Below are 12,074 nucleotides of genomic sequence, written 5' to 3'. Positions count from 1 at the left end.
CGACAGGGCGGGTTTCATACGTGGTACCGGTGTCTCGTCCCGCAGGCGCCACCCGCACGACGCAGGTGGCGATCGTTGCACTGCCGCCCGTGTCGATGTCGGGCGTGGGTCCGATCGTCGACGCGCTGAATCTTGCGAACGAGATCGACGGGCGGCTGCTGTATCGCTGGCAGGTGTGTTCGTGGGACGGGCGGCCCGTGCCGCTCGCGGGCGGTGCGCAGTGGCATGCCGATGCGGCGTTCAACGATGCGATCGCGTGCGACTGGCTGATCGTCGTGTCAGAGCGGTTCCAGCAGTTTGCCGATTACCGGTTGTTTCTCGCGAGTCTCGCGCGGGTCGGGCAGCGCACGCCGGTCGTGACCGGCATTCACCACGGCGTGTGGTGGCTTGCGATGGCCGGGCAGCTTTCCGGTTATCGCGTGAGCGTGAACTGGGAGACGTATCAGCAGTTCGCCGAGCAGTTCGAGCGGTCGATCGTCACGCAGCAGATCTTCGAGATCGATCGCGATCGCGCGACCTGTGCCGGTGGGCAGACTACCGTTGATTTCATGCTGGCCATGATTGGCCGGGAACATGGTGTCGATCTCGCCGAGAGGATCGCCGATGCGCTCGGTGCGGGGACCTTGCGGAGTGGCGAGGAACGCCAGCGGATTCCTTTTGTGACTGCGCCCGGCGAGCGGCATCCTCAGTTGAACGATGCGTTGCTGTTGATGGAGGCCAATGTCGAGGATCCTTTGACGACCGACGAGATCGCCGAGCTCGTCGGCGTGTCGCGGCGGCAGCTCGAGCGGCTCTTTCGACAGTATCTCGGGGCGATGCCCTCGAAGTATTACCTCAATTTGCGGCTGCTCAAGGCTCGGACCCAGTTGCAGCGGACCAGCAAGTCGGTTGTTCAAGTCAGCCTCGCCTGTGGGTTTTCTTCTGCTGCGCATTTCTCCAATGCTTATCGGGAGCGGTTCGGTGTTACGCCTCGGGAAGACCGGCGAGCGTGGCTCGAAAAGCAGACCGGCGGCGGTGCGGAGCCTCGGGGTGGCGCGCTTGTCGAGCGCGGTGGGAAGGAGTGAGTTTTTTGGGGGTTCGCTCGCGTTGTTCGTGAAGCACCTGTGATGTTGTCGGTCTATTAGCGTCGCCCCTGCGCGGGGCGGCGGTTACTTTTCTTTGTCTTGCCAAAGAAAAGTAACCAAAAGAAAGGCGCTGTGAAAACGCATGACTTCCCGGTGCCGCGGTCATCAGAGTGGCCCTCGCCTAAGTGTCCGCGCCAGGACAGAACCCGGAGTGGTTCGAGCAATGGTTCTGACCCGCCACACCACCCAACAAAGCGGTATACCGCCCGCTAGCTCCATCCTCGCTACGCTCGGCTGCAAGGTGCTTCAAGTCGCGCAGCTTGCGCTCATGTGCTTCCACCCGCGAAGCATTGCCGGGGCCGGCATTCTCACCATTCGTGCGGCCGGGCCGGTTGCCCGCTATCAGTGCTGGCTCAGCAGCGCTATGCGGGCGCGTGTTTCCGTGTTCGTCGAGTGCCCCCCTTTTTTCTGCAGCGAGAGGTGCGGATCACGCGCGCATCGGGTTTGGGGCGTGGGTTATTTCGATTGTGCTACTTGAGGGATGCGTACCTGTCGGCCGAGCGTAGCGAGGGCGGAGCTGGCGGGCGGTATACCGCTTTGTCGGGTGGTGAGTGGTGTCAGAACCATTGCTCGAACCACTCCGGGTTCTGTCCTGGCGCGGACACTTAGGCGAGGGCCACACTGATGACCACGGCACCGGGAAGTCATGCGTTTTCACAGCGCCTTTCTTTTGGTTACTTTTCTTTGGCAAGACAAAGAAAAGTAACCGCCGCCCCGCGCAGGGGCGACGCTAATAGACCGATAACAATGCAGGTGCTTCACGACGCCAACCGCAGACCCACCGCCCAAAACCCCCAAAAAACACGAACACCCAAACACGAAGCCCCCGCCGGGAGGGCAAAATAAAGCGAACTATCCGCTTCCGATAGAACCCGTCGCAATTCCGCAAGACGCTTGCGTCACCCTTACCTAAACTTGATCCTGTTGAACCCTCTTACGAAACCGAAAGGAACGACCATGACGACCTCGACCGTGAACCGCCAGACATTCGACGAAGTGATGGTGCCGGTATTTTCCCCCGCGCCGTTCGTGCCGGATCGCGCAGAGGGCTCCCGTGTGTGGGACACGGCCGGCCGCGAGTACGTGGATTTCGCATGCGGGATCGCGGTGACGTCGCTCGGCCACGGCCACCCGGAACTGCTGAAGGTGCTGGACGAACAAGGCCGCAAGCTCTGGCACATCGGCAACGGCTACACGAACGAGCCGGTGCTGCGCCTCGCGAAGCGCCTCGAATCGCTGACCTTCGCCGACCGCGCATTCTTCGCGAACTCGGGCGCGGAAGCGAACGAAGCCGCACTGAAGCTCGCACGCCGCGTCGCGTTCGATCGCCACGGCGCCGATAAAGCCGAAATCATCTCGTTCGTGCAGTCGTTCCACGGCCGCACGTTCTTCACGGTCAGCGTCGGCGGCCAGCCGAAGTACTCGGAAGGCTTCGGCCCCGTGCCGGCCGGCATCACGCACCTGCCGTACAACGACATCGAAGCCGCAAAGGCAGCGATCGGCCCGCAAACCTGCGCAGTGATCGTCGAGCCCGTGCAAGGCGAAGGCGGCGTGATCCCGGCCGATCCGGCATTCCTGAAGGCGCTGCGCGAAGCCTGTGACGCCAACAACGCACTGCTGATTTTCGACGAAGTGCAAACGGGCGTCGGCCGCACGGGCCAGTTCTACGCGTACATGGACACGGGCGTCACGCCGGACATCCTCACGACCGCGAAGGCGCTCGGCAACGGCTTCCCGATCGGCGCGATGCTGACGACGAACGAACTGGCCGCGCACTTCAAGGTCGGCGTGCACGGTACGACGTACGGCGGCAACCCGCTCGCGTCGGCGATCGCCGACAAGGTCGTCGAACTGATCGGCGACCCGGCACTGCTCGAAGGCGTGCGCGAACGCAGCGTGCGCCTGAAGGGCGCGCTCGAACGCATCAACGCGCGCTTCGGCATCTTCAAGGACATCCGCGGCAAGGGCCTGCTCGTCGGCGCGGAACTCACCGCCGCGTTCGACGGCCGCGCGAAGGACTTCGTCACTGCCGCAGCCGAGAACGGCCTGATCATGCTGATCGCCGGCCCGAACGTGCTGCGCTTCGTCCCGTCGCTGGTGATCCCGTTCGACCTGCTCGACGAAGGCGTCAAGCGCTTCGAGAAGGCAGTCGAACAAGTGCTCGCCGCACAGGAAGCCACCGCGCGCTGATCGGCGCACCCATCGCAGACAGGAACGACGATGCTATTTGTTCGCCCCGGCAAACTCACGGATCTCGATGCGCTCGCGCACATGGCGCGCACGGCGCAGCCGGTCCTGCATTCGCTGCCGCAAGACCGCGCGGCGCTCGAAGCGCGCGTGGCGCTCTCCGAGGATTCGTTTCGCGCGGACGTCGACTTCGCCGGCGAGGAGTTCTACCTCTTCGTGCTCGAAGATTCGTCGACGGGCAAGCTGCTCGGCACGGCGAGCATCGTGGCCGCGGCCGGCTACTCGGAACCGTTCTACGCGTTCCGCAACGACGCACTGATCCACGCGTCGCGCGAGCTGCACGTGAACCGCAAGATCCACGCGCTCACGATGTCGCACGAGCTGACCGGCAAGAGCCGGCTCGCCGGCTTCTACGTCGATCCGTCGCTGCGCGGCGACGCGGCCGCGCACCTGATCTCGCGCGCCCGGATGATGTACATCGCCGCGAACCGCCGGCGCTTCACGCCCGAGGTGTTCACGCTGCTGCTCGGCGTGAGCGACGGCAACGGCGCATCGCCGTTCTGGGAAGCGGTGGGCCGCAAGTTCTTCGGGCGCGACTTCACCGACGTCGACATCGCGTCGGGCGGCCGCAGCCGCACGTTCATCGCGGAAGTGATGCCGGCCTATCCGCTCTACGTGCCGCTGCTGCCGGAAGCCGCGCAGCGCGTGCTCGGCGAGCCGAACGAGACGGCACTGCTCGCATACGACATCCATCTCGAAGAAGGCTTCGAACCCGACCGCTTCGTCGACATCTTCGACGCGGGCCCGGTGCTGACCGCGCAGGTCGACCGCACCGCGTGCGTGAAGCACGGCACGGAGCGCGTCGTGCGCGAGGCCGCGCACCAGCAGGGCGACGTCGCGTACATGGTGTCGACGGGCAGCGGCGAATCGTTCCGCTGCGTGCTGGCCGACCTGCCGGGCGACACGGTCGATGCACCGCTGGCCGGCGACGTGCGCGCGGCGCTCGATGTGAAGGATGGCGATGTCGTGCGCTGCGTGCCGCTGCACCGCCGCGACGATGAAGATTTGAAGGGAGACGCAGCATGATCGTCGTTCGGGTCGTACAAACGGGTGACGTCGACGCGCTCGTGTCGCTCGCGAAGGAAACCGGGCCGGGCCTGACCACGTTCAAGCCCGACCGCGACGCGCTCGCCGCGCGCATCGAACGCTCGCGCCGCACGCTGGAAGGCCAGGCGGCGCCGGGCGAAGCCGGCTACTTCTTCGTGATGGAAGAATCGAAGACGGGCGACATCGCGGGCGTGTGCGGGATCGAGACGCAAGTCGGCCTCGAACAGCCGTTCTACAACTATCGCGTGAGCACGGTCGTGCACGCGAGCCAGGAGCTCGGCGTGTGGACGCGGATGTCCGCGCTGAACATCTCGCACGACCTGACGGGCTATGCGGAAGTATGCTCGCTGTTCCTGAGCCCGCGCTATCGCACGGGCGGCGTCGGCGGCCTGCTGTCGCGCTCGCGCTTCATGTTCATCGCGCAGTTCCGCGAGCGCTTCCCCGAGCGCATCTGCGCGGAACTGCGCGGCCACTTCGACGAAGACGGCACGTCGCCGTTCTGGCGCGCAGTCGGTTCGCACTTCTACCAGATCGATTTCAACGCGGCCGACTACCTGAGCTCGCACGGCCGCAAGTCGTTCCTCGCGGAACTGATGCCGCGCTACCCGGTGTACGTCGACCTACTGCCGCAGGACGCACAGGACGCGGTCGGCCTCACGCACCGCGACACGCTGCCGGCCCGCAAGATGCTCGAGGCGGAAGGGCTGCGCTACCAGAATCACGTCGACATCTTCGACGCGGGCCCCGTGCTCGAATGCCACGTCAACGACCTGCGCACGGTGCGCGAGAGTGTCGTCGTACCGGTCGCGATCGGCGTGCCCGACGCGGGCGATGACGGCCCGAGGTCGCTCGTGTCGAACACGTCGCTCACCGATTTCCGCGTCGGCGTCGCGCCGGGCGTGGTCGCGAACGGCTCGTTCGTGCTGTCGGCCGACGATGCCGTCGCGCTCGACGTGAAGGCCGGCGATCCGGTCCGCGTGCTGCCGCTCAAAGTCAAACAGGGATAAACGAATCATGACGGAACTCTTCATCGACGGCGCCTGGGTCGCAGGCTCGGGCCCCGTCTTCGCTTCGCGCAACCCGGGCACCGACGAGATCGCATGGCAAGGCGACAGCGCGTCGGCGGCCGACGTCGACCGTGCGGTCGCGAGCGCGCGCCGCGCGTTCGCCGGCTGGTCGGCGCTCGATTTCGAATCGCGCTGCGCGATCGTCAAGCGCTTCGCGGCATTGCTCAACGAACGCAAGGAAGCGATCGCGACCGCCATCGGCCGCGAGACGGGCAAGCCGCTGTGGGAAGCGCGCACCGAAGTCGCGTCGATGGCCGCGAAGGTCGGCATCTCGATCCAGGCCTACCAGGAACGCACGGGCGAGAAGCGCCAGGACATGGCCGACGGCGTCGCGGTGCTGCGCCACCGCCCGCACGGCGTCGTCGCGGTGTTCGGCCCTTACAACTTCCCCGGCCACTTGCCGAACGGCCATATCGTGCCCGCGCTGATCGCCGGCAACACGGTCGTGTTCAAGCCGTCGGAGCTTGCGCCGGGCGTCGCGCGCGCGACGGTCGAAGTGTGGAAGGAAGCCGGGCTGCCGGCCGGCGTGCTGAACCTCGTGCAGGGTGAGAGGGACACGGGCATCGCGCTCGCGAACCATCGGCAGATCGACGGGCTGTTCTTCACGGGCAGCTCGGATACCGGCACGCTGCTGCACAAGCAGTTCGGCGGCCGTCCGGAGATCGTGCTCGCGCTCGAGATGGGCGGCAACAACCCGCTCGTGATCGGCGAAGTCGAGGACATCGACGCGGCCGTGCATCACACGATCCAGTCGGCATTCCTGTCGGCCGGCCAGCGCTGCACGTGCGCACGCCGCATCTTCGTGCCGCAGGGCGCGTTCGGCGACCGCTTCCTCGCGCGTTTCGCCGACGTCACGTCGAAGATCACGGCCGACGTGTTCGACGCCGATCCGCAGCCGTTCATGGGCGCGGTGATCTCGGCGCGCGCGGCGGCGAAGCTCGTCGACGCGCAGTCGCGCCTGGTCGAGCAGGGCGCGAAGCCGATCGTCGCGATGACGCAGCGCGATCCGCGCCTCGGTTTCGTGAACGCGGCGATCGTCGACGTGACGGGCGTGGCGAACCTGCCCGATGAAGAACATTTCGGCCCGCTCGCGCAGATCGTCCGCTACGCGACGTTCGACGAAGCGATCGAGCGCGCGAACGACACGGCGTTCGGCCTGTCCGCCGGCCTGCTGGCCGACGACGCGCGTGTCTGGGAGCACTTCCGCCGCACGATCCGCGCCGGGATCGTCAACTGGAACCGGCCGACCAACGGCGCATCGTCCGCCGCGCCGTTCGGCGGCACGGGCCGCTCGGGCAACCATCGCCCGAGCGCGTACTACGCGGCCGACTACTGCGCGTATCCGATGGCGTCGGTGGAAAGCACGCAACTGACCTTGCCCGCGAGCCTGTCGCCGGGCCTGCATTTCTGATCGAGGGAGCGACGATGAACGCACAAGAAGCCAATTTCGACGGGCTCGTCGGCCCGACCCACAACTACGCCGGGCTGTCGTTCGGCAACGTGGCGTCGCTCAACAACGAGAAGTCGGCCGCGAATCCGAAGGCCGCCGCGAAGCAGGGGCTGCGCAAGATGAAGCAGCTCGCGGATCTCGGCTTCGCGCAGGGCGTGCTGCCGCCGCAGGAGCGGCCGTCGCTGCGCCTGCTGCGCGAACTCGGCTTCTCGGGCAAGGACGCGGACGTGATCGCCAAGGCCGCGAAGCAGGCGCCCGAATTGCTCGCCGCGGCGAGCTCGGCCTCGGCGATGTGGACCGCGAACGCGGCCACCGTCAGCCCGTCGGCCGATACGAGCGACGGCCGCGTGCACTTCACGCCCGCGAACCTGTGCAGCAAGCTGCATCGCGCGATCGAGCACGAAGCGACGCGCCGCACGCTGTCGACGCTGTTCGCCGATCCCGCGCACTTCGCGGTGCACGAAGCGCTGACGGGCACGCCGGCGCTCGGCGACGAAGGCGCGGCGAACCACACGCGCTTCTGCGCCGAATACGGCAAGCCGGGCATCGAGTTCTTCGTGTACGGCCGCGCGGAGTACCGCCGCGGCCCCGAGCCGAAGCGCTTCCCGGCACGCCAGACCTTCGAGGCGAGCCGCGCGGTCGCGCATCGCCACGGGCTCGCCGAAGAAGCGACGGTCTATGCGCAGCAGGATCCGGACGTGATCGACGCGGGCGTGTTCCACAACGACGTGATCTCGGTCGGCAACCGCGACACGCTGTTCACGCACGAACGCGCGTTCGTCAACAAGCAGGCGATCTACGACACGCTGACCGCGGCGCTCGACGCACGCGGTGCGCGCCTGAACGTGATCGAGGTGCCCGACGCGGCCGTGAGCGTGAACGACGCGGTGACGTCGTATCTGTTCAACAGCCAGCTGCTGTCGCGCGCGGACGGCTCGCAAGTGCTCGTCGTGCCGCAGGAATGCCGCGAGAACGCGAACGTCGCGGCCTATCTCGACCAGCTCGCGGCCGGCAACGGCCCGATTCACGACGTGCTCGTGTTCGACCTGCGCGAAAGCATGAAGAACGGCGGCGGCCCCGCGTGCCTGCGCCTGCGCGTCGTGCTGAGCGACGCGGAGCGCGCGGCCGTCACGTCGAACGTGTGGATCAACGACACGCTGTTCGCATCGCTCGACGCGTGGATCGACAAGCACTATCGCGATCGCCTCGCACCGGAAGACCTCGCCGATCCGGCGCTGCTCGACGAATCGCGCACGGCGCTCGACGCGCTCACGCAGATCCTGCGCGTCGGTTCGCTGTATGACTTCCAGCGCTGAGGCATCGATGTCCGCCGCCGCGCCGCTCGACGACTTTCTCGCGTTCACGCTGGCCGGCGCCGCGCCGGCCGTGACCGACGGCGCCTGCGCGGGTGGGGCAGTGCGCTGGCAATGGCTTGGCGACGGGCTGCTCGCGCTCGAACCGGCCGCGGCTGACGTCGCGGCGCGCGCGAGCGTGCTCGTGTCGGCCGGCGTGCACGGCGACGAGACGGCGCCGATCGAGCTGCTGTCGATGCTCGTGCGCGATCTCGCATCGGGCGCGCTGCCGCTTGCGTGCCGGCTGCTCGTCGTGCTCGGCAACGTGCCGGCGATGCGTTCGGGCGAGCGTTATCTCGACGACGACCTGAACCGCCTGTTCGGCGGCCGCCACAAGCAAGTGCCCGCAAGCCGCGAAGCGCCGCGTGCCGCGCAGCTTGAAGCGGCCGCTGCCGCGTTCTTCGCGGCAGCACCGGCGGGCGGCGCACGCTGGCATGTCGACATGCATACGGCGATCCGCGCATCGGTGTTCGAGCAGTTTGCGCTGCTGCCGCATACGGGCACGCCGCCGACGCGCATGATGATCGAATGGCTCGGCGAGGCGTGCATCGCGGCCGTGCTGCTGCATACGGCGAAGGGCAACACGTACTCGCATTTCACGGCCGAGCACTGCGGTGCGCTGGCGTGCACGCTGGAACTCGGCAAGGTGCGGCCGTTCGGCCAGAACGACCTGGCGCGCTTCGCGCCGGCCGACCGCGCAGTGCGCAAGCTCGTGTCGGGTGCGTGGGGCCATTCGCCGCGCGATGCAGCGGCCGCGTTGCCGCGCGTATTCACGGTGATCGACCAGATCACGAAGCAGAGCGATGCGCTGGAGCTGTTCGTCGCGGCCGACGTCGCGAACTTCACCGCGTTTGCGCGCGGCACGGTGCTCGCGCAGGACGGCGACTACCGCTACACGGTGACGCACGACGAGGAACGGATCGTGTTTCCGAATCCGACCGTGAAGCCGGGCCTGCGCGCGGGCCTGCTCGTCGTCGACACGACGCGGGAGACGCTCGCGGCGCTGGTCTGAGCGCGTGCCCAGACCGAATGCGCGGCTGCGACAGCACGCGGCCCGCGCGTGACCCGCAACCTGTCGGTATCCCGTCGTCGTCGCCTGCATGTCGGGGCGGACGGCGGGCGGCCCCCGGCTTGCGTATTCGCGACACCGTCTTGCAAGTTCGGCGGATAGCCTGACCGGCGCCGCACACGCAGCGCAGCATCGCGCGTCGTCGCCCGCTTTGCCATACCGGGCCGCGCGGATTGGTACAATCGCGGCCTTGCGGCTGTTGCGCCGCATCACGGCGCGGCATCGCGATTGTCGCGGTCATCCGACCCTGCAATGATGCAAACGCCCGTAGTTCCGGAACATTCGAGTATCGAGGAGAGCACCTGATGAAGTTGGATTGGCGTAAAGTGGCCGCGCATGCGGTGGTGGCGGCATCGGCCGTGGCGGCAGGCAGCGCGTTTGCCGCGGATCTGAAGGAGATCCGGTTCGGCGTCGAGGCTTCGTACGCACCGTTCGAATTCAAGACGCCCGACGGCAAGCTGACCGGCTTCGACATCGATATCGGCAACGCGGTGTGCGCGAAGCTGAAGACGAAGTGCGTGTGGGTCGAGAACGACTTCGACGGCCTGATCCCCGCGCTGCAGGCACGCAAGTTCGATGCGATCAACTCGGACATGACGATCACCGACCAGCGCAAGCACGCGATCGCGTTCACCGATCCGATCTACACGATTCCGAACCAGCTCATCGCGAAGCAGGGCAGCGGCCTGCTGCCGACCCCGCAATCGCTGAAGGGCAAGCGCGTCGGCGTGCTGCAGGGCACGATCCAGGAAGCGTACGCGAAGAAGAAGTGGGCGCCGGCGGGCGTTGAAGTCGTGCCGTACCAGACGCAGGACCTGGCCTACGCCGACCTGAAGTCGGGCCGTCTCGACGCGACGTTCCAGGATTCGGAAGCCGGTTCGAAGGGCTTCCTGACGAAGCCGCAAGGCCAGGGCTTCGGGTTCGCGGGCGGCACGGTCAGCGACACCGAGATCCTCGGCTCGGGCGTCGGTTTCGGCCTGCGCAAGAACGACGCGGCGCTGAAGACCGCACTCGATCAGGCGCTGAAGGACCTGAAGGCCGACGGCACGATCGACAACCTCGCGAAGAAGTACTTCAGCGTGCCCGTGACGCTCAAGTAAGCGTTTCGTTCGACCGCGCGATGCAAGCAAACCGGCCGCTTATGCGGCCGTTTTGCTTTTGGGAGGCGGGAAACGGCGGGGGCGGGTCGGCAGGCCCCCGCGTTACGACGGGAAGAACCGGCCCAGTTCGCGCGCGAGTTCGTTGAGCACGCTCATCTCCTGCTGCGTGATCTTGCGCGCGGGCTGCGCGCCGGCCCAGTCGCCGTACAGCAGTGCGACGGTCGTCGCGCCGACGCGCACGGGCAGCAGCACGAACGCGCGCGTGTCGTCGAACGCGTCGAGATACCACGCGGGCAGGCGCTTGAGCATCTTCGGTTCCTGCGCCTGCTCGATGAAGATGCCGACCGAATTCGTGATCGCGAGATGAAACACGTCCGGCTCGAAGCGCTCGTCGAAGCGCAGCCGGTCGAGTGCCGTATCGACGCCGGTGCCGAAGCCGAGGCGCGCGGCGAACGTGCCGTCGTCGTGACGCACGAACATCACGGTGCGCGTGAACGCGAGGCCGGCCAGCAGGCTTTCCGACGCGAGCGCGAGCACCGGCGTCAGCACATGCTCGGACGGCAGCGCGCGCAGGTCCGCGAGGCCGGCTTCGAGGCATGCCTCGGGCTCCGCCTGTGCGCGGGCGATCGCATCGGCGTTCGCGCGCAGCTCGACGATCTCGCGCATCACGGTGTCGCTCGCTTCCTCGCGCGCGAGCCGGTCGGCGATCTCGACGAGCGTGTCGGGTTCCATGTCGAGTTCCGTGCCGTAGTGCTGCGCGAGCGCCGCGATGCGCGCGTCGCGCTGCGGGCTCGCGGGCATCGTGAGCGCGCTCGCGACATCGGTCGAGCAGCGGCTCACCGCGCGCAGCCAGCGTACTCGGTCGGCCGGGCCGTCGTCGGCCGCATGACCGGCATTGCGGTCGTCGTCGTATTCGTCGTCGAACGCGTCGGCGCGGGCCGCGTGGCTGTCGTCGTTGGCCATCCCCGCGCGGATCACGTCGGGCAGCCGCCAGCGTGCGGCGGCTTCGAGCCCGATCTCGTCGAAGCCGACGCCGAGCACGTCCGCGCAGGCGGCCGCTTCGTCGCCGTTCAGCTCGGCCGCGCGCCGGCGGATCCGGTCCCATTCGCTGTCGAGATAGCAGACCACCAGCAGCTTGCCGACCTGGCGCATCAGCGTGCAGACGACGGCTTCCTCGCCGCCGCGCAGCTCGGCGTGCTCGGTGAGCTTGCGCGCGACGCAGCCGGACAGCAGCGCGCGGTTCAGTTCGAGCTTCGCGTCGATGCGCCGCGGCGTGCTGTGGTGGAAATGGTCGACGAGCTTCAGCCCGACGACCAGATGGCCGACCGCGTCCATGCCGAGCACCATCAGTGCGCGGGTAACGGTCGTGATGTTGCCGCCGAACGCCATGTACATCGCGGAGTTCGCGAGCCGCAGCACTTTCTGCGTGAGCGCGAAGTCCGACAGCACGACGCGCACGAGCGCGGTGAAGTCGAGGTCGTCGTTCTTCATCGCGGCCATCGTCGCGCGCAGCGATTCCGACAGCAGCGGGAAGTCGCCCCGTTCGCTCATCCGGGCCCACAGCTTGTCGAGCAACGCGGTGCGGGGCAGGTGTTCGGTGATTGACATACGGATCTAT

At 67.3% G+C, this 12,074-nt stretch carries 9 protein-coding genes; 8 read left to right on the top strand and 1 reads right to left on the bottom strand.

The genetic code is table 11. The features are described from left to right. Window positions 1-20: 20 nt before the first annotated feature. The 8 genes from JYG32_RS08570 (at window position 21) to JYG32_RS08535 (ending at window position 10,456) form a co-directional block, all read left to right on the top strand. Window positions 21-1,064 (top strand): GlxA family transcriptional regulator, encoded by a 1,044-nt coding sequence (locus JYG32_RS08570; protein WP_174382242.1) that lies wholly within the window; start codon window positions 21-23, stop codon window positions 1,062-1,064. A 1,017-nt stretch (window positions 1,065-2,081) separates the two neighbouring features. Continuing rightward, on the top strand, window positions 2,082-3,314 hold the full coding sequence (locus JYG32_RS08565) for an aspartate aminotransferase family protein (protein ID WP_213265304.1): 1,233 nt from the start codon (window positions 2,082-2,084) through the stop codon (window positions 3,312-3,314). A gap of 30 nt (window positions 3,315-3,344) precedes the next feature. Then, window positions 3,345-4,397, top strand: coding sequence for an arginine/ornithine succinyltransferase subunit alpha (gene aruF, locus JYG32_RS08560; RefSeq protein WP_213265303.1), 1,053 nt, complete (start codon window positions 3,345-3,347; stop codon window positions 4,395-4,397). Beyond that, window positions 4,394-5,425 carry an arginine N-succinyltransferase gene (gene astA / locus JYG32_RS08555; protein WP_174382239.1) on the top strand — a complete coding sequence of 344 codons (1,032 nt, stop codon included), beginning with the start codon at window positions 4,394-4,396 and terminating at the stop codon, window positions 5,423-5,425. Before aruF ends, astA begins: the two co-directional genes overlap by 4 nt. A 7-nt stretch (window positions 5,426-5,432) precedes the next feature. Then, window positions 5,433-6,896 carry a succinylglutamate-semialdehyde dehydrogenase gene (gene astD, locus JYG32_RS08550; protein WP_213265302.1) on the top strand — a complete coding sequence of 488 codons (1,464 nt, stop codon included), beginning with the start codon at window positions 5,433-5,435 and terminating at the stop codon, window positions 6,894-6,896. 14 nt (window positions 6,897-6,910) lie between these two features. After that, window positions 6,911-8,251, top strand: a complete 1,341-nt coding sequence (astB, locus tag JYG32_RS08545) for an N-succinylarginine dihydrolase (RefSeq protein ID WP_213265301.1) — start codon at window positions 6,911-6,913, stop codon at window positions 8,249-8,251. Between the two features lie 7 nt (window positions 8,252-8,258). Then, window positions 8,259-9,299, top strand: a complete 1,041-nt coding sequence (astE, locus tag JYG32_RS08540) for a succinylglutamate desuccinylase (protein WP_213265410.1) — start codon at window positions 8,259-8,261, stop codon at window positions 9,297-9,299. Window positions 9,300-9,661: 362 nt separating this feature from the next. Further along, window positions 9,662-10,456, top strand: a complete 795-nt coding sequence (locus tag JYG32_RS08535) for an ABC transporter substrate-binding protein (RefSeq protein ID WP_213265300.1) — start codon at window positions 9,662-9,664, stop codon at window positions 10,454-10,456. Between the two features lie 102 nt (window positions 10,457-10,558). Here JYG32_RS08535 and JYG32_RS08530 read toward each other — a convergent pair whose 3' ends face one another. Further along, a complete protein-coding gene (locus tag JYG32_RS08530) occupies window positions 10,559-12,064 on the bottom strand; it encodes an HDOD domain-containing protein (protein WP_213265299.1) in 1,506 nt (501 codons plus the stop codon). Window positions 12,065-12,074: the final 10 nt, after the last annotated feature.

Origin of the sequence: Burkholderia pyrrocinia, from assembly GCF_018417535.1 — a bacterium.
GTDB classification, from domain to species: Bacteria; Pseudomonadota; Gammaproteobacteria; order Burkholderiales; family Burkholderiaceae; genus Burkholderia; species Burkholderia pyrrocinia_E.
Note: the sequence above shows the minus strand (reverse complement) of the source record. Positions and strands in the feature narration are given on the sequence as shown.

Excerpts from the sequence above, each read along its gene's own strand:
- JYG32_RS08565 (WP_213265304.1), top strand. The coding sequence starts at position 2,082 with ATGACGACCTCGACCGTGAACCGCCAGACATTCGACGAAGTGATGGTG.
- aruF (WP_213265303.1), top strand. The coding sequence starts at position 3,345 with ATGCTATTTGTTCGCCCCGGCAAACTCACGGATCTCGATGCGCTCGCG.
- astA (WP_174382239.1), top strand. The coding sequence starts at position 4,394 with ATGATCGTCGTTCGGGTCGTACAAACGGGTGACGTCGACGCGCTCGTG.
- astD (WP_213265302.1), top strand. The coding sequence starts at position 5,433 with ATGACGGAACTCTTCATCGACGGCGCCTGGGTCGCAGGCTCGGGCCCC.
- astB (WP_213265301.1), top strand. The coding sequence starts at position 6,911 with ATGAACGCACAAGAAGCCAATTTCGACGGGCTCGTCGGCCCGACCCAC.
- astE (WP_213265410.1), top strand. The coding sequence starts at position 8,259 with ATGTCCGCCGCCGCGCCGCTCGACGACTTTCTCGCGTTCACGCTGGCC.
- JYG32_RS08535 (WP_213265300.1), top strand. The coding sequence starts at position 9,662 with ATGAAGTTGGATTGGCGTAAAGTGGCCGCGCATGCGGTGGTGGCGGCA.
- JYG32_RS08530 (WP_213265299.1), bottom strand. The coding sequence starts at position 12,064 with ATGTCAATCACCGAACACCTGCCCCGCACCGCGTTGCTCGACAAGCTG.